The sequence below is a fragment of the Paracoccus sp. SCN 68-21 genome, assembly GCF_001724535.1.
GTDB classification, from domain to species: Bacteria; Pseudomonadota; Alphaproteobacteria; order Rhodobacterales; family Rhodobacteraceae; genus Paracoccus; species Paracoccus hibiscisoli.
Map to the genome: position 1 here is coordinate 55474 of NZ_MEES01000001.1, position 20067 is coordinate 75540.

At 69.9% G+C, this 20067-nt stretch carries 18 protein-coding genes; 2 read left to right on the top strand and 16 right to left on the bottom strand.

The features are described 5' to 3' along the window. Nucleotides 1-18: 18 nt before the first annotated feature. The 6 genes from rsmA to lptF are packed head-to-tail and all read right to left on the bottom strand — an operon-like array spanning nt 19 to nt 7795. A complete protein-coding gene (gene rsmA, locus ABS73_RS00285) occupies nt 19-858 on the bottom strand; it encodes a 16S rRNA (adenine(1518)-N(6)/adenine(1519)-N(6))-dimethyltransferase RsmA (protein ID WP_277022895.1) in 840 nt (279 codons plus the stop codon). Continuing rightward, nucleotides 855-1892: a 4-hydroxythreonine-4-phosphate dehydrogenase PdxA gene (gene pdxA / locus ABS73_RS00290; protein ID WP_277022934.1), complete on the bottom strand. Its 1038-nt coding sequence runs from the start codon at nt 1890-1892 to the stop codon at nt 855-857. Before pdxA ends, rsmA begins: the two co-directional genes overlap by 4 nt. Continuing rightward, nucleotides 1889-3157 carry a peptidylprolyl isomerase gene (locus ABS73_RS00295; protein ID WP_277022891.1) on the bottom strand — a complete coding sequence of 423 codons (1269 nt, stop codon included), beginning with the start codon at nt 3155-3157 and terminating at the stop codon, nt 1889-1891. Before ABS73_RS00295 ends, pdxA begins: the two co-directional genes overlap by 4 nt. Nucleotides 3158-3186: 29 nt before the next feature. Next, nucleotides 3187-5559, bottom strand: coding sequence for an LPS-assembly protein LptD (locus ABS73_RS00300; RefSeq protein ID WP_277022889.1), 2373 nt, complete (start codon nt 5557-5559; stop codon nt 3187-3189). Further along, nucleotides 5556-6665, bottom strand: a complete 1110-nt coding sequence (gene lptG, locus ABS73_RS00305; protein WP_277022886.1) for an LPS export ABC transporter permease LptG — start codon at nt 6663-6665, stop codon at nt 5556-5558. Before lptG ends, ABS73_RS00300 begins: the two co-directional genes overlap by 4 nt. Beyond that, entirely contained in the window at nt 6662-7795 is a 1134-nt protein-coding gene (gene lptF / locus ABS73_RS00310) for an LPS export ABC transporter permease LptF (protein ID WP_277022884.1), read from the bottom strand. The genes lptG and lptF overlap by 4 nt, the downstream gene beginning before the upstream one ends. A gap of 107 nt (nt 7796-7902) precedes the next feature. On the opposite strand from lptF, the gene ABS73_RS00315 reads away from it, so the two are divergent. Further along, nucleotides 7903-9486, top strand: a complete 1584-nt coding sequence (locus ABS73_RS00315; protein WP_277022882.1) for a leucyl aminopeptidase — start codon at nt 7903-7905, stop codon at nt 9484-9486. Nucleotides 9487-9663: 177 nt separating this feature from the next. Then, nucleotides 9664-10113: a DNA polymerase III subunit chi gene (locus ABS73_RS00320; protein ID WP_277022881.1), complete on the top strand. Its 450-nt coding sequence runs from the start codon at nt 9664-9666 to the stop codon at nt 10111-10113. Nucleotides 10114-10196: 83 nt separating this feature from the next. Here the strand turns inward: ABS73_RS00320 and urtE are convergent, their stop codons facing one another. The 10 genes from urtE to ABS73_RS00370 form a co-directional block, all read right to left on the bottom strand. Next, entirely contained in the window at nt 10197-10904 is a 708-nt protein-coding gene (urtE, locus tag ABS73_RS00325; protein ID WP_277022879.1) for an urea ABC transporter ATP-binding subunit UrtE, read from the bottom strand. Between the two features lies 1 nt (nt 10905). Further along, a complete protein-coding gene (urtD, locus tag ABS73_RS00330; RefSeq protein WP_277022877.1) occupies nt 10906-11646 on the bottom strand; it encodes an urea ABC transporter ATP-binding protein UrtD in 741 nt (246 codons plus the stop codon). After that, nucleotides 11643-12818 (bottom strand): urea ABC transporter permease subunit UrtC, encoded by a 1176-nt coding sequence (gene urtC / locus ABS73_RS00335; RefSeq protein WP_277022875.1) that lies wholly within the window; start codon nt 12816-12818, stop codon nt 11643-11645. The genes urtD and urtC overlap by 4 nt, the downstream gene beginning before the upstream one ends. 4 nt (nt 12819-12822) lie before the next feature. Further along, nucleotides 12823-14736, bottom strand: coding sequence for an urea ABC transporter permease subunit UrtB (urtB, locus tag ABS73_RS00340; RefSeq protein WP_423805184.1), 1914 nt, complete (start codon nt 14734-14736; stop codon nt 12823-12825). A 57-nt stretch (nt 14737-14793) separates the two neighbouring features. Continuing rightward, a complete protein-coding gene (gene urtA, locus ABS73_RS00345) occupies nt 14794-16053 on the bottom strand; it encodes an urea ABC transporter substrate-binding protein (protein ID WP_277022928.1) in 1260 nt (419 codons plus the stop codon). Nucleotides 16054-16269: 216 nt separating this feature from the next. Then, nucleotides 16270-16893 carry an urease accessory protein UreG gene (gene ureG / locus ABS73_RS00350; protein WP_277022873.1) on the bottom strand — a complete coding sequence of 208 codons (624 nt, stop codon included), beginning with the start codon at nt 16891-16893 and terminating at the stop codon, nt 16270-16272. Continuing rightward, on the bottom strand, nt 16890-17555 hold the full coding sequence (locus ABS73_RS00355; RefSeq protein WP_277022872.1) for an urease accessory protein UreF: 666 nt from the start codon (nt 17553-17555) through the stop codon (nt 16890-16892). The genes ureG and ABS73_RS00355 overlap by 4 nt, the downstream gene beginning before the upstream one ends. Continuing rightward, nucleotides 17518-18063, bottom strand: coding sequence for an urease accessory protein UreE (locus ABS73_RS00360; protein WP_277022870.1), 546 nt, complete (start codon nt 18061-18063; stop codon nt 17518-17520). The genes ABS73_RS00355 and ABS73_RS00360 overlap by 38 nt, the downstream gene beginning before the upstream one ends. Before the next feature lie 15 nt (nt 18064-18078). Beyond that, the gene (ureC, locus tag ABS73_RS00365) at nt 18079-19764 is read right to left on the bottom strand and encodes an urease subunit alpha (RefSeq protein ID WP_277022868.1); all 1686 of its coding nucleotides are present in this window, start codon (nt 19762-19764) and stop codon (nt 18079-18081) included. Then, on the bottom strand, nt 19761-20066 hold the full coding sequence (locus ABS73_RS00370; RefSeq protein ID WP_277022865.1) for an urease subunit beta: 306 nt from the start codon (nt 20064-20066) through the stop codon (nt 19761-19763). Before ABS73_RS00370 ends, ureC begins: the two co-directional genes overlap by 4 nt. Between the last annotated feature and the right edge of the window lies 1 nt (nt 20067).

The following is a 20067-nucleotide window of genomic DNA, read 5'->3' on the forward strand; positions in this document are numbered from 1 at the left end:
CCGTGGATCAGCCGGCGTTCAGCGGGCTGCCTTCAAGGCGCGGGCCAGGGCGCAGAAGCGTTCCAGCTCGATCTCCTCGGCGCGGGCTGTGGGGGGGATGCCGACGCTGTCCAGCAGCGCCTCGATCTGCGGATGCAGGCTCTTGAGGCTGGCGCGCAGCATCTTGCGGCGCTGGTTGAACCCCGCCCCGGTGATCTGCGACAGCACCGCCGCATCGGCCGGAAAGCGCGGCTCGGGCAGGGCGGTCAGGTGGACCACGGCGGAATGGACCTTGGGCGCGGGCACGAAGGCCTCGGGCGGGAGGGACATCACGATCTGCGCATCCGCCCGCCACTGCGCCAAAAGTGCCAGCCGGCCATAGGCCTTGGAGCCGGGGCGGGCGACGATGCGTTCGGCCACCTCGCGCTGGAACATCAGCGTCAGCGACTGCCAGAAAGGGGGCCACTCCTTGGGCGTCAGCCAACGGATCAGGAGTTCGGTGCCGACATTGTAGGGCAGGTTCGCGGCCACCCGGATCGGCGGCGTCAGATGCGCCAGCGGGTCGATCTGCAGCGCGTCGCCGGTGATGACCGTCAGGCGGCCCGGATAGGCCTCCGCGATCTGTTCCAGCGCGGGCAGGGCACGCGGGTCTTTTTCGATGGCCAGCACATGGCGCGCGCCGCAGGCCAGAAGGCCGCGGGTCAGCCCGCCGGGGCCGGGCCCGACCTCCAGCACGTCGCAGCCGGTCAGGTCGCCCGCCTGCCGCGCGATCTTGTGCGTCAGGTTCAGGTCCAACAGGAAGTTCTGGCCCAGCTGCTTTTTGGCGCGCAGGTCATGGGTCGCGATCACCTCGCGCAGGGGGGGGAGGTCGTCGATCATGGTGCCTTGCCGAAGGCTGGGGGCATTCTGCCCCCAGACCCCCTGAGGATATTTTCATGAAGAAGAGGGGCGGCGCGGGCGGTGGCCATGTCGGCGGCCAGGCGCAGGGCGGCGATGGTGGAGGAGGGGTCAGCCAGGTCCTTGCCCGCGATGTCGAAGGCGGTGCCGTGGTCGGGCGAGGTGCGGATGAAGGGCAGGCCAAGCGTCACGTTCACGCCGCCGTCGAAATCCAGCGTTTTGATGGGGATCAGGCCCTGGTCGTGATAGCAGGCGATGGCCGCGTCATAGCGGGCGCGGGCGGGCGCGTGGAACATCGTGTCGGCGGGGTGGGGGCCGGTGACGTGCAGGCCTTCGGCGCGCAGGCGGGCGATCAGGGGGGCGATCAGGTCGCGGTCCTGGGTGCCCATCATCCCGCCTTCGCCCGCGTGGGGGTTCAGGCCCGCGACCGCGATGCGCGGCGCAGTCAGGCCGAAATCGCGGATCAGCGCGGCATGGGTCAGGCGGATCGCCTGGTCCAGCGCCTGTTCGGTCAGGGCTGTGGGCACGTCGGCCAGCGGGATGTGGATCGTCGCGGGCACCACCCGGCAGGGCGGCGTCACCGTGGTCGAGGCCAGCATCATCGCCACCGGCACGTCGCCCGCCAGATGCGCGAGGAACTCCGTATGGCCCGGAAAGGCGAAGCCTGCGCCGCGGATCAGGGCCTCCTTGCTGATGGGGGCGGTGCAGATCGCGGCGACGCGGCCCGCCATGGCCAGATCGACCGCGCGCGCGATCACCGCGATGACGTCGGCCGCATGGGCGGGGTCGGGGTGGCCGGGCGTGGCGGGGCCCGCGAAATCATGGCGCAGGACGGGCAGGTGGCCGGGGGGGACCGCGTCGCCGGGGTCAGTCACCTCGGTCCAGGCGGCGGTGGCCGGCAGGTGGCGCGGATCGCCCAGCCAGACGATATCGGCGCCCGCGGCCAGGGCCAGGGGCGCCAGTTCCGGCCCGACGCCCGCCGGTTCGCCGCAGGTCAGCAGGATGCGCGCCATCAGGGCCGCCGGATGATCGCGTCGGCGCGCAGATCGGCCAGCAGGCCTTCGGCGGCGGTGTTGATACGGGTGTTGAACAGCCGGTCGCGGACCTGATCGCGGGTCGGGATGCCGGGGGTCGCGGATTGCGGGATGGCGGCCTCGACCCCGTCATCGGGCAGGGCGGTGGTGGCGACCTGAGGCTGGGCGGCCAGGGCGGGCTGGCGGGAGCACAGCATCACCAGATCGGCCCCCGCGCCTGCGGGGATCACCCCGGCCTCGTCCGCGTCCAGCGAGGCCAGCCGCGCGGCGATGCCCTGCGGGATCGCGCCCTGCGACACGGTCTGGCGCTGGACCTGTGGGGCGGCGTCGCCCGCCTGCACATAGAGGTCGTCGCAATTGCGCACCCGCGCGGCCAGCGCCGCCGCGTCACCGGCCGATGCCAGGCGCAGCGTCATGTAGTCCAGCACCTGCTCGCGCGCGCCGGGGCGCAGCGTGCCCTGCGCGTCGCGCAGATGGAACAGCACCACCGCGCCCTCGACGGGCAGGGCCTGCGTGGTCTGGCCGGGCTGCAGCGCGGTGATGATCGGACGCAGGCTGGGCGGCAGGTTGTCCAGGGCCAGCATCTCAAGGCGCCCGCCCGCCTCGGCCGAGGGCACGGCCGAATATTGCCGCGCCGCTTCGGCGAATTGCGCCTCGGTCGGGCGCGAGGCCGAGATCCGCTCGGCCAGCTGCAGGGCCTGCGCCTCCTGGCCCGGGGGCGCGGGGATGATCAGCTCGGACAACAGGACGCGGTCGATGATCGGGGTCTCGATCACGCGCTGCAGCTCCTGGTCGATCTCGGCATCGGTGACGTTCACGCGGGCCAGCAGGCGGGCGCGCACGACCTCGCGCCAGACGGTGCCGGCCTCGACGAAATCGCGGAACACGCCGTCCTCGACGCCCGCCCGCTCCAGCTGCGCGATGAAGCCCGCGGCGTCCAGCCCGGCGCGGCCCGCGAATTCCTCCAGCCCCGCCTGCAGCCCCTCGGGGGTAATCTCGACCCCGATCTGGCGGGCGGCCTGAACGCGCAGGCGGTCGTCGATCAGCGCCTGTTCGGCGGCTGCGGCGCTGGCATCGGGGGCGCCGATCACGCGCATGAACCGCATCCGCTGATCCACCTCATAGCGGGTGACGGCGCTGTCATTCACATAGACCACCGGCGCGAACAGGTTCTGCGCCAGCGCGGGCGCGCCTGCACCCGTGGCGATCACCGCCGCCAAGGCGATACCCGAAAGGAAATGCCGCATCATAGCCCTCGTTCGTTGCGATCTGCAGGTTAGCGCATGCAGCTGCGGCGCGCCACCGTGCCCCGCGCCTGTTCTTGCGTGCCGAAACCGCCAAGGCGGACCGACAGGTCCAGGCTGGTCTCGGCGCGCAGCAGGTCCGAACTGCTGAAGCGCCGCGACAGGCCGGTTTCCACCGTGATGCATTCGTTGCGATAGCTGACCTGCAGCCCCGCCCGCTGCGCCCGGTCGGCGGAAAAGTCATAGCGCGTCTGGGCCTCGCCCCACCAGCCCGGCGCGATCTGCCAGCCGATATTGGCGGCCAGCTCGCTGGCATCGACGTCGCGGCCCTCGTCCTCGTCGCGGTCGATCCAGATGTATCCCGCCGACAGCTGCAGGTCGGTGCGCAGCCAGCCCACCCGCAACTCGTTGCGCGAGATGGCGAATTCGTCGTCGAACAGCGCCCGGTTGGCCACCGCCAGCCCCGCGCCGTTGTCGTAATGCGCCGCCAGCAGCCAGTCGGAACTGCGCCCGCCCAGGGGGCTGTCGGGGGCGAAATTGTCGGCGGCCCGCGCGCGCAGCACCCGGCCGCCGGTCACGCCCAGGGACCAGCCGGTCGGGTCGATCCGCGTCCAGGTCGCGCCGACATTGGCACGCAGCCCGGTCTCGCGCACGTCCCAGCCCGGAAAGCGGTTGTCGGAAAACAGGTTGCCCTCGTCGAACTCGATCAGGCGGCTGTCCTCGTTGGGGATGTCCTCGTCGCGGCCGCGGGGCGAATACAGGACCTGGATCACGGGTTCCACCAGATGGGTGGCCCCGCCCGCCCCGCCCGCCAGCGGCCAGCGCAGCTCGACACCCACCTGCGGATCGACGCGGGTGACCAGCTGTTCGAACCGGTCGTCCTGGGCGATGCGGTACAGGTCCGCATCCAGCCCGGCCAGCGCCGCCGCGACCACGCCGCCGGGCAGGATCTGGCTGCGCCGCCAGTCGATGCCCACCGACCCGCGCGCCACGTCGCGCCCGATCCTGTCCGCATTCGACGGGCGCCGATGCGCATGGACCGACCATTCCAGCAGCGCCTCGCCGCCGATCAGGGCGGGGGTGGTGCGCCGCTGCCAGATCGCATCGGCCACCTGTGCCGGAGAGGTCGCGTTATCTTCGTCCTCGCGCAGCGATTCGTAATTGCCGACCCGGCCCCAGAACAGCTTGTCGCGGCGCACGCGTTCGACCGAGACGCCGCTCCACAGGCGGTCGGCGCCGGTCACCCCGTAATCCAGCAGATAGGCCCGGTCGGATGCGCGCTGCACCTGCAGCCCCAGCCGATAGTCGCGCGGCAGCAGGAACTGGGCCGTGCCAAAGACATAGCCGCGCGTCTCTCCGGGGCGCAGGTCGTCGCGGCTGACCGCGCCGTTCACCTCGACCGCGCCATTGGCAAAGGCCTGGCGATAGCGCGCCTCCAGCGTGGTGGTGCGGTTGGCGGCCAGATAGGGCGTCAGCGTCAGGTCGGCCTGATCGCCAAGCGTCTGGAAATAGGGCAGCTTGACCCCGAACCCCAGGCCCGACGTGGTGCGGATTTCGGGGCGCAGCAGGCCCGATCGGCGGTCGACCGTGGGGTCGGGGGCCGTCACGCGAAACGGCGCATAGGCCAGCGGCACGCCCAGGGCGCGGAATTGCGGGCGGTCAAAGGTGATCTCGCGCGTTTCGGCGTCGTGGGTGATGGTCCGGGCGCGAATCTCCCACAGGGGGCGGGGGTCCTCGGCGCAGATGCGGCAGGACGAGGCGACCACATTGGTCATCTCGGTGATGCGGCCCGCCTCGCGCCGTTCCAGCCGGGTCGAGGCCAGCTGCAGCTCGCGCGCCAGCACCAGCCGCGCGCCCAGCACGATGCCGTCCTGCAACGCACGGTCCAGCTGGGCGCTGTCCGCCACCAGCACCGCGTCGCGTTCGGGGTCGGTGCTGCCGGGGCGCGACAGGTGGATCGGCCCCTCGATGGTCAGATCGCCGGTGTCACCGTCCACGGTGATGCGCGGCGCGACCAGGCGCGCGCCCTGATACCAGGCCACCACCCCGCCCGACGCGATCAGCGTGCCGCCCGCCTGAACCTGCACCGCATCGGCCAGCACCGTCGCCGCGCCCGATTGCGGGTCGGTGGGCCGGTCACCCGGCAGGGTCAGCGTGGTGGCCGGGCTGGCCGTGGCGGGGTTCTGCGGCGTGGGGGTGCGGTCGCCCACCGGGTTGCTGCCCAGGCTGTCGGATTCGGGGGCCAGCGCGGTCACGCCGGTCTCTGCCCGGCTGGTGGCGCCGGGCATGCCGCTGATCGCGCCCATGCTGCCCTGGTCCCAGGCGGTCTGGGCGGCGGGCGCCCCGGCCAGCGCCAGCAATGCGGCCCCGGATGTCAGCGCCGTGGTGATGATGCGCAGGCTCATCCGTCCTCCCGTCTCAGGATCAGTCCCAGGGCCAGCATCATGCCGACCAGAGGCGGCGTCCAGGCCGCCATCGCGGCGGGGATCTGCCCGTTATCGCCCAGAACCTGCGCCAGGTTGCGCAGAAAGAACAGCGCGATCCCCGCGCCAAAGGCCAGCAGCACGGCGGTGCCGCTGTTGCGCCCGCGCATGTGCTGCATGGTGAAGGCGGCGGCGATCATCACCATCGCGGCCATCAGGAAGGGGCGGGCCAGCTCCATCTGGAACCAGACCTTGTGGCGCGCGGCGGAAAAGCCCGCGCGTTCCAGCCCGGCGATGAAGGCGGGCAGCTGCCAGACCGGCACCGAATCGGGCCGGCCAAAGCCGTCGCGGATGCGCTGCGCCGTCAGGTCCGAGGCCAGCGTCATCGCCGCATGCCGGGTGACGGCGGCCATCGGGTTCGGGCGGTCCAGCGGGAAATCGCTGACCTCGCGCAGGTCCCAGGCACCGGGCGTCAGGCGGGCCTCGCGCGCCTCGATGCGGCGGACGGGCCCGGCCTCGGCGTCGAAGACCAGAAAGCTGGCGTCATACAGCGTCACGGCATCCGGGCTGGCGCGGCGGGCGCGGATCACGATCTGCCCCGATTCGCGCCCGTCCTGCTGCATCCCCTGGCGCAGCCAGACGGCGCTGTCGCCCAGGCTGACGGTCTGGCTGCCGCCCCGGTCGATCCCCGCGACCGCATCGTCGTAAAGCGACCCCGTCACCGCCACCAGCGGGTTCAGCAATCCCACCGCCAGCACCCCGACCAGCGCCGCCGCCGCCGCCGGTGCCCGGATCACCCGCAACCCCGACCGCCCCGACGCGCGGATCGCCACCATCTCGCTGCTGCGGGCCAGGCCCAGGAACAGCGCGATCCCCGCCAGCACCGTCATCAGCGGCAGGATCGAATAGAAACTGCCCGCGATGTTCAGCCCGGCCAGCTCCGCAGCCCCGCCCAGACCCAGGCCGCGGCCCGAAAAGCGGCGGATCATCTCGATCATGTCGATCAGGAACAGGATCAGCAGGAACACCCCCGCGATCATCACGAACCCGCGCAGGAACCGCCGTGCGACATAGCTGGCCAGGATCATGCCCGCGCCCCTCCGCCAGACCCGCGCGGCCCACGCGGTCGCGCGGCTAGCCACAGCAGCGCCGCGCACAGCGCCGCCCCGAACCCCGCTGGCAGATACAACAGCGGCCACAGCCCCGCGTCGCGCCCGACCTGATTGGCGGCGGCATTCGACAGGAACTGCACCGCGATCAGCCCCAGGATCGCCCAGCCCACCTGCCGCCACACCCCGAACCGCGAAAACCCGCCGATCATCAGCGTGGCGAAACCCAACATCGCGGCAATGGGCGACAGCAGGGGCTGGGCCAGCCGCTCATGCGCCTCGCGCCGGGCGTCGCCCGCGCTGGCGCCCGTGGCCTCCAGCAGGGCAGGCGGCGCGGCCAGCAGCGTGGTCGTGCCGAAATCGCGCAGATCGCGCCGCCGGTCACCGCCGCCCGCGAACATCGCCCCGATGTCATAGCTGAACTCGGCAAAGCGCGTCACCGCCAGCGCCGGGCCATCGGTGCCGGGGCGCAGGGTCTGGGCCATGCCCTCCAGCAGGATCAGCACCGGGCCGGTGTCGTTGCGCACCACCAGCGCCTCGCGGGCGGTATAGGTGACGGTCTGCGCCGGGTCGCGCCCGTCCTCGATGAACAGATCCAGCAGCCGCCCGTCCCCCGCCACGTCGCGGATGAACAGCGTCACCCCCTGGCCGGGATACTGGAAACTGCCGGGGCGCAGGAACTGCGCGGTCACGTTCTCGGCGATCTCGGCGGACCGGTCAGCCAGCCGCGCCCGTGCCATCGGCACCAGCCCGTGGACCAAGACCGCCACCATCACCCCCACGAAGACGCCAAAGATCAGCACCGGCCGCGCCAGCCGCCAGGGCCCCAGCCCCGCCGCATGCATCGCCACCAGCTCGGATTCCCCCGACAGGCGGTTCGTGCCATAGGCCGTCGCCGCGAAGGCCGCCACCGGCAGCACGACCGAGATCACCAGGGGCAGCGTCAGCGCCGTGAATTCCAGCACCACCAGCGCGGTCTGGCCGTCGTTCAGCAGGTCGTCGAACAGGCTGACCGCCCGGTTGATCCAATAGACCGACACCAGCACCAGCGCGAAAAAGCCGAACAGCGTCAGCAGCTGCGCAAGGATATAGCGGTCGATCCGGGGCATGGGGGGCCTTCATGCGTGACGTTCCGTCCTGCTTAGCGGCAAGGGCGGCTCTGGAAAAGGGCCGGACGGGGGTCTAGGGTCACCCGCAACCAGACGTGAGGACCACCATGACCCAGCCTGTCGAAATCAGTTTCACCGAGGTCGCGCTTGAAAAGCTGGCCGAACACCAGGGCCGCGTGGCGCTGGTGCTGACCGCGGCCGACCGCCTGCCCGGTCGCCTGCCCCGCCCCGCGCGCGAGGCCGCGGCCCGCGCGCTGGCCTCCAAGGCCGGTCAGGCGCTCAAGCCCGGCCAGGTGCTGGAGCTGGCCTTTCCCGCCGGGATGGCCGCCGATGCGCTGGTCCTGGTGATGCTGCCCCAGGCCAGCACCCAGGCCGAGGCGCGCCGCGCCGGTGCCGCCCTGGGCGCGAAACTGGGCCGCAGCCACACGCTGATCCATGCGGGCAATCATAAGCTGGCGGCTGATCTGGCCTTTGGCCTGGCGCTGCGCGGCTATGATTTCTCGGTCTACAAGACGAAACCGGCCAGCGGCCCGGCCCGGCCCGGCGCGGGCGACGGCATGATGCCCGAATCGGAGGGCGCCGCCACCGATGCCCTGCTGGACGATGCCCAGGCCGCTGATGCCGCTGAGGGCACCGACGCCCCCATCGGCGACAAGGCCCGCGTCACCGTGATGGTCAAGGACCCCGAGGGTCTGGCCAAACTCGCCCAGGACGCGGCCGCCGTGGCCGAGGGCGTGTTCTTCACCCGCGATCTGGTGAACGAGCCCGCCAACGTCCTGACCACCTCTGATTTCGCCGACCGCCTGCTGGCCATGCAGGAGATCGGCCTGGAGGTCGAGGTCCTGGACGAGGATCAGCTGGCCAAGCTGGGCATGCGCGCCCTGCTGGCCGTGGGCCAGGGCAGCGAATCGCCCTCCAAGGTGGTGGTGATGCGCTGGAACGGCGGCGGCGACGAACAGCCTTTGGCGCTGGTCGGCAAGGGCGTCGTCTTCGACACCGGCGGCATCTCGATCAAGCCCGGCGCGGGCATGGAGGAGATGACGATGGACATGGGCGGCGCGGGCGTCGTCGCGGGCACCATGCGCGCCCTGGCCCTGCGCCGCGCCAAGGCCAATGTCGTCGGTCTGGTCGGCCTTGTGGAAAACATGCCCGACGGTCGCGCCTATCGCCCCGGCGACATCCTGAAATCGATGAAAGGCGACACGATCGAGGTCGTGAACACCGATGCCGAGGGTCGCCTGGTTCTGGCCGATGTGCTCTGGTACACGCAGGAAACCTATCAGCCGCGCGCCATCATCGACTTGGCGACCCTGACCGGCGCGGTGATCATCGCGCTTGGTCACGACAATGCGGGCGTGTTCTCGAACGACGACGCGCTGGCGGACCAGATCCTCTCCGCCGCTCAGGCCGAGGGAGAGGGCGCCTGGCGCCTGCCTCTGGGCAAGTCCTATGACAGCCTGATCGACTGCCGCCTGGCCGACATGAAGAACACCGGCGGCCGCGCGGCAGGCTCGATCACCGCGGCGCAGTTCCTGCAGCGCTTCGTGCGCGAGGGTCAGGCTTGGGCGCATATCGACATCGCGGGCGTGGCCCTGCCGCCGGGCGGGACCGACCTGGCCCCCAAGGGCGCGTCGGGCTGGGGGGTCATGACCCTCGACCGCCTAGTCCGCGACACCTACGAGGCCCCGTGACCCGCAGGCCCACCCGCGCAACGCCCGCAAGCGGTGTACGCGCTGTGCACGCCCTGTGCACCGCCCGTGCCCGCCCTGTGCGCCCCCATCCCCAGCAATTGCTGGGGATGTCCGGCCCCTGGTCGCGCCCGGGTCACCGCGCAACGCACGCTGCCGTTGCAGGGGTGTTGCGCTGACATGGGCAAGGCGCTGTTCTATCACCTCACCCGCTCTCCGGCCGAGGCGCTTCTGCCGGTCCTCCTGACCAAGGCCCTCTCCGCCGGCTGGCGGGTGGAACTGCGCGCCCCCGACGCGGCCCGGCTGGACATGCTGGACCAGCAGCTGTGGCAGGGCGACGGCTTCCTGCCCCACGGCCTTGCGGGCGGCCCGCATGACGCGCGCCAGCCGGTGCTGCTGACCCTGCCGGACCAGCCCGCCGCCAATGCGCCCGCCTGCCTGATGGCGGTGGACGGCGTGCCCGTCACCGCCGATCAGGCGCAGGCGCTGGACCGCACCTGCATCCTCTTCGACGGCGGCGACCCGAATGCCGTGGCCCGCGCCCGCGACCAGTGGCGCCAGCTGACCGCCGCCGCCATCGAGGCCGAATATTGGTCCGAGGAATCAGGCCGGTGGGAGCGGAAACGCTAGGCTCCACCCCCACCACCGGGCACCGGCCTTCCGGGGGGTCCGGGGGGCTGGCAGCCCCCGGGCCACCGCCCGCGGCAACGCCCTCAGGCGTCTGCATGCCCCGCCAGCCGCGCATGCAGATCGGCGCGCGCCAGCCCGGCCTTGGGCCCCTGCAGGACCGCGCGCCCCCGCTCCATCACCAGGAACTGATCGCCCAGATCCCACGCGAAATCAAAGAACTGCTCGACCAGCACGATGGCCATGTCGCCCCGGTCGCGCAGGGCCGCGATGACCCGCCCGATCTGCGCGATGATGTTGGGCTGGATGCCCTCGGTCGGCTCGTCCAGCAGCAGGACCCGCGGCTTGGTGATCAGCGCGCGCGCGATCGCCAGCTGCTGCTGCTGCCCGCCGGACAGATCGCCGCCGCGCCTATGCGCCATCTCGGCCAGGACCGGAAAGCTCTCGAAGATCTCGTCGGGGATGCGCCGCTCCGCGCGGGGCAGGCAGGCGAACCCGGTCTCCATGTTCTCGCGCACCGTCAGCATCGGAAAGATCGCCCGGCCCTGCGGGACATAGCCCACGCCCATCCGCGCCATCCTCTGCGCCGACAATCGCCTCAAAGGCTTGCCGTCAAAGGAAATATCGCCGCCCGACCGGGGATGCCGCCCGGCCAGCAAGTTCATCAGGCTGGTCTTGCCCACCCCGTTGTTGCCCATCACGCAGGTGACCTCTCCGGGCCGCGCGACCAGGTCGATCCCGTGCAGGATCTGGCTGCCGCCGTAATGCAGGGTCAGGTTCTTTGCATCCAACATCTCATCGCCCCAGATAGACGTCGATGACGTCAGGATTGCGGGTCACGTGGTCCAGGCTGCCCTCGGCCAGGACCGAGCCCTGATGCAGCACCGTCACGCGGCAGTTCAGGCGGCGCACGAAATCCATGTCGTGTTCGACCACCACCACCGCCCGCGTCTCGGCCAGACGGCACAGCAGCGTCGTGGTCTGCTCGCGCTCGGCCAGGGTCATGCCGGCGGCGGGTTCGTCCACCAGCAGCAGGCGTGGCTCCTGCGCCAGCAGCATGCCGATCTCCAGCCACTGCTTCTGGCCGTGGCTCAGCTCTCCGGCCAGGCGGGGCAGCTGATCGGCCAGCCCGACCTCGGCCGCCAGCTCGGCCACGCGGGCGCCCGATTCCGCCGTGGGCCGCCAGCCCAGCACGGCAAAGGGGCTGCGATCGGCCCTCAGCGCCATGGTCAGGTTGTCGGCGACCGACTGGTCCTCGAAGACGGTGGGGCGCTGGAACTTGCGGCCGATCCCCTCGCGGGCGATCTGCGCCTCGTTCATCTTCAGCAGCGATTTCGACCCCTCGCCCCACAGAACCTCACCCGCATCGGGGCGGGTCTTGCCGGTGACGATGTCCATGAAGGTCGTCTTGCCCGCGCCGTTCGGCCCGATCACCGCGCGCAATTCGACCGCGTTGATGGAAAACGACAGGTTGTTGATGGCCTTGAACCCGTCAAAGGACTTGCTGATCCCGCTGACCTCCAGAAGCGCGCTCATGCCCGGTCTCCCCTGCGGCCCAACAGGTCGAACACCCCGGCGATGCCCTTGGGCGCGTACAGCGTGACCAGCACGAAGGACAGGCCAAGCGCCACCTGCCACCAGTCGACCCAGTTGACCACATAGCCCGGCAGGTGGATCGACGGCGCCCGCCCGCCCGTGAACCAGCTGGACAGCAGCGACACGACCACCGCACCGATCACCGCACCATACAGCCGCCCTCGACCGCCGATGGCCACCCAGACCGCCAAATAGATCGAGGCGATGGGCATCATCTCGGCCGGGTTGATGATCCCGGCCTGGGGGTAATACAGCGCCCCCGCCACGGCGGTGGTCATCGCGGCCAGGGTGAAGACGACCAGCTTGAACCCCTCGACCGGGTATCCCAGGAACCTCACGCGGGTCTCGTCATCGCGGATGGCGCGGACCACGCTGCCGAACTTGCCGCTGACCAGCCACGCGGCCAGCACGTAGAACAGCGCCAGCGCCGCGGCCGAGGCCCACAGGAACCACACCGACAGCGTCGCCTGATCGACATGGTCCAGCCCCGGCAGGTTCTGCAGGCCCGACAGGCCGTTATTGCCCCGGAACCCGCTGTCGTTCTGAAACAGCCACAGCGCCAGGGCCAGCGTCATGGCCTGGGTCAGGATCGACAGATAGACTCCGTTCACGTGGCTGCGGAAGGCCAGCCAGCCAAAGACCAGTGCCAGAAGCCCCGGCACCGCCAACACCAGGATCAGCTGCAGCGTCAGCGAATGCGCAAAACTCCAGACCAGCGGCAGTTCGGATGCGCCCACCACGCCAAAGATCTGGTTGGTGACCGCGTCCTGCAATTCCTGCGCGGTGGCGGGGATGGGCGATTGGGCCAGCTGGGCGGCCACGATGCCCTCGGTCCGGGCATACATCAGCCATTGCCCGATCATGTAGCCGCCAAGCGCAAAGAACGCCATCTGCCCGAGGGACAGAATGCCCAGATAGCCCCACACCAGGTCCATGGCGACGGCGGCCAGCGCCAGGCACAGCGTCTTGCCCAGCACCTTGATCATCGACGTGGGCACAGCGCCCGTGCCGTAAGCCTGGCTGAGCAGGGTGACCGCGACGGTGAACACCGCCAGCCCGGCCAGCACGACCAGGACCGAAGGGTTGCGCAGGATGAAAGGCGTTCGCGTCATGGTGTCAGACCTCGGCCGCGCGGCCCTTTTGCGGGATGATCCCACGGGGCCGGAACTGGATGAAGATGATGATGAACAGGATCATGAAGGTCTGCGCCGCGAGCGTGTTGCCGGGGTTGAAGCTTTCGATGACCTTGGACAGCCCGCCGATCAGCGTGGCCCCCGCCAGCGTGCCCCAGATGTTGCCCACGCCCCCTACGACCACGGTCATGAAGCTTTGCACGATGTATTGCTGGCCGATTTCCGACGTGACCTGCGCGAAGAGACCGATGGCCACGCCCGCGATGCCCGCGATGCCCGACCCCAGGCCAAAGGTCATCATGGCGATGCGGTCGGGGTTGATGCCCATGCTGGCCGCCATGCCGGGATTCTGGGTGACCGCGCGGACCTCAAGCCCCAAGCGCGTGCGCTTCATGATGAACAGGAACAGCGCCAGGAACAGCAGCGCCAGCACAAAGATCGCCACCCGGATCGAGCTGATGCCGATCACGTCGTTGATGGTGATCGACCCCTCCAGCCAGGCGGGCGCGGTCAGGGGGCGGGCCTGCGTGCCAAAGATGTTCTTGGCCAGCTGCTGCAGGGCGATGGACACGCCGAATGTCGCCAGCAGCGTCTCCAGCGGGCGATGCGCCAGATGCCGGATCACCAGCCGGTACAGCACCACCCCCGCCAGCGCCGTCACCGCAAAGGCCAGCGGCAGCGCCACGACCAGCGACAGGGTGCGGTCCGCGATGACCGTCTGGACCGTATAGGCGGTATAGGCGCCCATCATGATGAATTCGCCATGCGCCATGTTGATGACGCGCATGACGCCAAAGGTCACGGCTAGCCCGATCGCCGCCAGGAAATAGATCGAGGCCAGCGACAGCGCGTCCAGTCCCAGATCGATGCCGCGCATCGCCCCAAGGCGCACCTGCGCGCGGATCTGGGCGGCCTTGGCGGCCTCCGTCACCGCCGCGTCGGGTTCGACATGGATGTCGTAGAAACGGTTGGCCTCCAGCGCGGCCTGGGCCTCGGTCTCGGTCGCGGCGGGGGGGACGGCGCCTGCGGCCTCCAGCGCCTCATAGGCGCGGTCGCGGGCGGCGGGGTCGGACAGGGTCGCGACGGGCACACCCCCCACCGCACCGTCGGTGATGTTGGCGGCCAGGGCGGCGCGCTGATCGGCCCGTGACAGGGGCGGCTGCAGCAGGCTCTGGCGGACCAGCTGGGCCAGCGCGGCCTCGCGGGGCAGGGCGTCGCTGCCGGGGGTCAGCTCGCGCGCGACATTCGCGCCTGCGGGCGGTTCGGGGGCGGCCAGGGGCTGGGTCGCCAGCAGCGGGTTCAGGACGCCGCGGAAATCCAAGCCGACATCGCCGGCCATCTGCTCGATCGCCGCGACGCGGGCGGCGCTGTCGGGGTCGAACTGGATGGTCAGCAGCCGCTCCATCCGGGCCTTGCGCGCGGCCAGGGCGGGGTCGGGGTCGTCCAGCGCTGCGCGCAGGGCTGTCAGCTGTTCCGCATCACCGCCGCGTGCCAGCGAATCCAGCGCGGCGCTGCGACGGCGCGGGTCGGGGTCGGTCAGCGCGCCCGCGACCAGCGCCTGTTCGATCACGCCGCGCACGCCGGAATTGGGGCGCAGCATCTGCGGGGTCGCCGTCACGGGCGTCCCGGTCACAGCATCGGTCACGCGGTCGCCATCGACGATCACCGCGCGGCCATCGGCCAGCCCCAGATTGCGGTCGGCCCAGGCCTGCAGCAGGGCCAGCCCCTCGGGGCCGGTGGCCGCGATCTGGGCCACCAGCGGTTCGACCGTGCGCCGCGAGGGCTGTTCGATCTGGTCGATACTGCCCGCGATCACCGCGTCCAGCGCGGGATTGGCCAGCAGGGATGACGGCAGCAGCAGCGCAAGCGCGCAGGCGATCAGGCGAAGACGGGTCACGCGGGGGGTGTCCTTTGCGAAAGAGGCCGGGCGGCACGCACCGCCCGGCTGTCGGGATCAGTAGTTCGACTGAACCTGCACGCAGCTTTCGGTCTCGGTGTTCCACATGCCGCAGCCCTTGCCCGGCCAGTCGGCATCCAGCACCGCCGATTCGGGCAGGAAGTCGGTCCAGGCGTCGCCCGCGACCGGTTCGGTCTGGCTGACGATGTCGAACTGGCCATCCTCGCGGATCTCTCCGATCAGGACGGGCTTGGTGATGTGGTGGTTGGGCAGGACGGTCGCGGTGCCGCCGGTCAGGTTCGGAACCTCGACGCCGACGATGGCCTCAAGGACCGGGTCCACATCGGTGGTGCCCGCGGCCTCGACCGCCGCGACCCATGCGTTGAAGCCGATGACGGTGGCCTCCATCGGGTCGTTGGTCACGCGGTTCTCGTCGCCGGTGAAGGCCTTCCATTCCTCGATGAAGGCGGTGTTTACGTCCGATTCGGCGGTCTGGAAGTAGTTCCAGGCCGCCAGGTGGCCGACCAGGTTGGCGGTATCCAGGCCCGACAGCTCCTCCTCGCCCACGGAAAACGCCATGACCGGGATGTCGTCCGCCGACACGCCCGCCGCCGCCAGCTCCTTGTAGAAGCCCACGTTCGCGTCACCGTTGATGGTCGACACGACGCCGACCTTCTTGCCGCCCGCGCCAAGCGCCACGACGTCGGACACGATCCGCGACCAGTCCGAATGGCCGAAGGGGGTGTAGTTGACAAAGATATCCTCGGCCGCGACGCCGTTATCCTTCAGATAGGCGTCCAGGATGTTGTTTGTGGTGCGCGGATAGACATAGTCCGTGCCCAACAGCGCCCAGGATTCGACGCCCAGCTCCTCCATCATGTAATCGACGGCCGGGATCGCCTGCTGGTTGGGCGCGGCGCCGGTATAGATGACGTTTTTCGACGATTCCTCGCCCTCGTACTGGATGGGATAGAACAGCAGGCCGTTCAGCTCCTCGATCACGGGCAGGACCGACTTGCGGCTGACGCTGGTCCAGCAGCCGAAGATCGCATCGACCTCACTGACGGTCAGCAGCTCGCGCGCCTTTTCGGCGAACAGCGGCCAGTCGGAGGCCGGATCGACGACCACCGCCTCCAGCGGGCGGCCCAGCACACCGCCCTTGGCGTTCTGCTGTTCGACCAGCATCAGGACGGTGTCCTTCAGCGTGGTCTCGGAAATCGCCATCGTGCCCGACAGCGAGTGCAGCACGCCGATCTTGATCGGCTCGCCTTCTTGGGCATGGGCGGTGTGGGCCAGCGTCAGGGCGCTGGTCATCATCAGGATCTTGGTCAGCTTGGTCATCGTTACCCTTTTCCCCCCGGCACGTTGGCCGGTGTCCCTGTTGTCCTTGGGAAGGCGCGCGGCCTTCGCATGTGCAGAAAGAGGGGAAAATCGGGCAGTTGGACAGGATTTCAGCAGTCCGTGGCCGCCCCGCGCAGCCGGTGGCGCGGCCTTGGGCAGCGGGCGGGGCAGATGCCCGCCCGCCGGGCAGTGTCAGGCCGCGCGGGGCGCAAGCCCGCCCTGTTCGATCAGGAAATCGACGATGGCCTGCACGCCGTGGCCGTGGCGCAGCTGGGCCATGACCACGGGGCGCGTGCCCCGCGCCTCATGTGCATCCTTTTCCAGCAGAACCGCATCGACGCCGACATGCGGGGCCAGATCGGTCTTGTTCACCACCAGCAGGTCGGAGCGCGCCAGACCCGGGCCGCGCTTGCGCGGGATGTCCTGCCCGGCGGCCGTGTCGATCACATAGATGGTCAGGTCGGCCAGTTCCGGGCTGAAGGTCGCGGCCAGGTTGTCGCCGCCCGATTCGATCAGGATCAGCTCCAGATCCGGAAAGGCCGCGTTCAGATCGGCGATGGCGGCCAGGTTGATGCTGGCATCCTCGCGGATGGCGGTGTGGGGGCAGCCGCCTGTCTCGACGCCCCTGATACGGTCCACGGGCAGGACCTGGGCGCGCATCAGCGCCTCCGCGTCCTCGCGGGTATAGATGTCGTTGGTGATGACCGCCATCGACAGGCGGGGGGCCAGGGCGCGGGCGATCTGTTCGGTCAGCGTCGTCTTGCCGGCGCCGACGGGACCGCCGATGCCGACGCGGAGAGGGCCATGCTGGCTCATGAACGAAAGATCCTTGTGGTCATGGTTTCGTGGCGCATGGCGGCAATGTCTGCCCCCCATGCGGCGCTGGCAAGGTCGGCCTCGGTCGCGTCGGCCGCCCGCATCGCGCGCAGCAGGATGCGGGGCTGCAGGGCGGCCAGCATCTGCTGCCCCTGCATCGGCCCAAGCGGCAGGAACCGCACCGCCGCACTGATCAACGCCGCCGCCTGCGCCTGCAGAAAGGCCGCGATGATCTCGGGCGCGGGCAGGGGCATCGCGGCACAGGCACGGCCCATGGCGACGGGCAGGGCCACGGGCGCCTGCGGCTGCCCGGTCAGCGCGGCCATGTTGGCGGCAAAGGCCGCGCCCTGTTCGATGGTCTCCTGCAGGCGCTGGCTGGTCATGCAGGCGGCGCGGGCCAGATCGTCCAGTTCCGCGTGATCGGCGCGGCGGCGCAGAGACAGCGACAGCAGCACGGCATCGGACCAGCCCGCGCCGTGATCCAGCCAATCGGCCAGCCACTGCGCCAGCGTTGCCTGCGTCACCCAGCCCGAATCCATCGCGTATTCCAGCCCCTGCGACCAGGCAAAGCCGCCCACCGGAAAGGCGGGCGACAGCAGTTGCGACAGCTGCAGGCGGGCGGCCTCAGGCGTGGTCATGCGCGTGGCTGTGGTGTCCCGCATGCGCGTGACTGTGGCTTTCCGCATGGGCATGCGTGTGTTCGCCCGCGCCATGGGGGTGGTGCGTGGCGGGGCCGTGGTCATGGCCAAAGGTGCGACCGTGGCCATAGGCGCCGCCTTCGGGGCGGAACGGCATGTCCTTGCGGCACAGGTCCGCGCCCAGTTGTTTCAGCATCGCCTCCAGCACGTGATCCTGGCGGATGATCAAGCGGTCGGCCTCGATCCGGCAGGGGGTGTGGCGGTTGCCGATGTGCCAGGCCAGCCGGGGCAGGTTGCCGCGGATGACCAGCACCGGTTCAGGCGCCGCGCGCACGACGATCTGGCGGCCGTCCGACAGCTCGAACGCGTCGCCGTCGTCCAGGCTGGTGACCTCGGGCAGGTCGACCATGAAGTCGCCCCCCTCGCAGGACAGGCGCTTGCGGCGCAGCAGGCGGCCTTCGTAATCCAGGCTGACCTCGGCGTCGAAGGGTGCCGGGGCGTTGCGGATGATGGAATGTGCAGTGGCGATCATGGTGGGTCCTCCCTCTCAGAAGAGGAAATAGCGCTGTGCCAGCGGCAGTTCCGTCGCGGGCTCGCAGGTTAACAATTGTCCATCGGCGCGGACCTCGTAGGTCTCGGGATCGACCTCGATCGCGGGCATGGCGTCGTTCATCGCCATGTCGCGCTTGCCGATGTCGCGGGTATGTTCGACAGCGATCAGGGTTTTCGACAGACCGCTTGCGGCCCCGGCCTCCAGCCCCGCGCGGGACACGAACAGCGCCGAGGCGCGGCGGTTGTGCCCCCACATGGGCCGCGAAAAGATCGGCTGCACCGGGATCGAGCCATTTGGATCGCCCATCTGCGCCACGCTGATCTGCCCGCCGACCAGCACCATTTCCGGCTTGGCCGCAAAGAAGGCGGGCGACCACAGGACCAGATCAGCGCGCTTGCCAGGGCTGATCGACCCGATATGGGCGCTGACCCCATGCGCGATGGCCGGGTTTATCGTGTATTTCGCGATGTAGCGGCGGGCGCGGATGTTGTCGTTCTGGCCCTGTTCGTCCGGCAGACGACCGCGCTGCTGGCGCATCTTGGACGCGGTCTGCCAGGTGCGGATGATGACCTCTCCGATCCGGCCCATCGCCTGGCTGTCGGACGAGATCACGCTGAACGCGCCCAGATCATGTAGGATGTCCTCGGCCGCGATGGTCTCCTTGCGGATGCGGGATTCGGCAAAGGCCACGTCTTCGGGGACGCGACGGTCCAGGTGGTGGCAGACCATCAGCATGTCCAGATGCTCCTCGACCGTGTTGGCGGTATAGGGGCGCGTGGGGTTCGTGGACGAGGGCAGCACGTTCGCCATACCGACCATGCGGATGATGTCGGGGGCATGCCCGCCGCCCGCGCCTTCGGTGTGATAGGCGTGGATGGTGCGCCCGCCGATCGCGGCCATCGTGTCCTCCACGAACCCCGATTCGTTCAGCGTGTCGGTGTGGATCATCACCTGCACGTCCATTGCGTCGGCGACGCCCAAGCAGGTGTCGATGGCCTTGGGCGTGGTGCCCCAATCCTCGTGCAGCTTCAGCGCGCAGGCGCCGGCGCGGACCTGTTCCTCCAGCGGCGCCTTGATGCTGGCATTGCCCTTGCCCGCGATGCCGATATTGACCGGCAGGTCGGCGCAGGCCTCCAGCATGCGGGCGATGTGCCACGGCCCCGGTGTGCAGGTCGTGGCCAGAGTGCCATGCGCGGGGCCGGTGCCGCCGCCAAGCAGGGTCGTGACGCCCGAATGCAGTGCGTGGTCCACCTGCTGCGGGCAGATGTAGTGGATGTGGCAGTCGAAGCCGCCGGGCGTCAGGATGCGGCCTTCGCCCGCGATGATCTCGGTGCCGGGGCCGATGATCAGTGTCACGCCAGGTTGGGTGTCGGGGTTGCCCGCCTTGCCGATGCCCGCGATGCGCCCGTCCTTGAGCCCCACATCGGCCTTGATGATGCCCTGGTGGTCAAAGACCACGACGCCGGTGATGACAGTGTCCATCGCGCCGCCCGCGCGCGTGACCTGAGATTGGCCCATGCCGTCGCGGACGACCTTGCCGCCGCCGAACTTGACCTCCTCTCCGGGGATGGTCAGGTCGCGTTCGACCTCGATGATGATCTCGGTATCAGCTAGGCGGATGCGGTCGCCGGTGGTGGGACCGTAAAGCGCCGCGTAATCGGCGCGGGACAGCGTCGTCACAGCGCACCCCCGATCTGGCCGCGAAAGCCATGCACGATGCGGTCGCCCGCATAGCCCACCAGCGTGACCTCGCGCGACTGGCCGGGCTCGAACCGCACGGCGGTGCCTGCGGGAATGGCCAGGCGCATGCCGCGCGCGGCGCTGCGGTCGAACTCCAGCGCGGCGTTGGTTTCGGCGAAATGGTAATGGCTGCCGACTTGGATGGGCCGGTCGCCGGTATTGGCGATCATCAGCGTGATCGTCGCGCGCCCGTCGTTCAGCGCGATCTCGCCATCGGCGGGGAAAATCTCACCGGGAATCATG

Bases quoted from the DNA above. Each gene is read 5' to 3' on its own strand.
- ABS73_RS00360 (WP_277022870.1), bottom strand. From the start codon at position 18,063: ATGATCGCCACTGCACATTCCATCATCCGCAACGCCCCGGCACCCTTC.
- urtC (WP_277022875.1), bottom strand. From the start codon at position 12,818: ATGACGCGAACGCCTTTCATCCTGCGCAACCCTTCGGTCCTGGTCGTG.
- ABS73_RS00300 (WP_277022889.1), bottom strand. From the start codon at position 5,559: ATGAGCCTGCGCATCATCACCACGGCGCTGACATCCGGGGCCGCATTG.
- urtE (WP_277022879.1), bottom strand. From the start codon at position 10,904: ATGTTGGATGCAAAGAACCTGACCCTGCATTACGGCGGCAGCCAGATC.
- urtA (WP_277022928.1), bottom strand. From the start codon at position 16,053: ATGATGACCAGCGCCCTGACGCTGGCCCACACCGCCCATGCCCAAGAA.
- ABS73_RS00355 (WP_277022872.1), bottom strand. From the start codon at position 17,555: ATGCGGGACACCACAGCCACGCGCATGACCACGCCTGAGGCCGCCCGC.
- ABS73_RS00315 (WP_277022882.1), top strand. From the start codon at position 7,903: ATGACCCAGCCTGTCGAAATCAGTTTCACCGAGGTCGCGCTTGAAAAG.
- ureG (WP_277022873.1), bottom strand. From the start codon at position 16,893: ATGAGCCAGCATGGCCCTCTCCGCGTCGGCATCGGCGGTCCCGTCGGC.
- rsmA (WP_277022895.1), bottom strand. From the start codon at position 858: ATGATCGACGACCTCCCCCCCCTGCGCGAGGTGATCGCGACCCATGAC.
- urtD (WP_277022877.1), bottom strand. From the start codon at position 11,646: ATGAGCGCGCTTCTGGAGGTCAGCGGGATCAGCAAGTCCTTTGACGGG.
- ABS73_RS00320 (WP_277022881.1), top strand. From the start codon at position 9,664: ATGGGCAAGGCGCTGTTCTATCACCTCACCCGCTCTCCGGCCGAGGCG.
- ABS73_RS00295 (WP_277022891.1), bottom strand. From the start codon at position 3,157: ATGCGGCATTTCCTTTCGGGTATCGCCTTGGCGGCGGTGATCGCCACG.
- lptG (WP_277022886.1), bottom strand. From the start codon at position 6,665: ATGATCCTGGCCAGCTATGTCGCACGGCGGTTCCTGCGCGGGTTCGTG.
- ABS73_RS00370 (WP_277022865.1), bottom strand. From the start codon at position 20,066: ATGATTCCCGGTGAGATTTTCCCCGCCGATGGCGAGATCGCGCTGAAC.
- lptF (WP_277022884.1), bottom strand. From the start codon at position 7,795: ATGCCCCGGATCGACCGCTATATCCTTGCGCAGCTGCTGACGCTGTTC.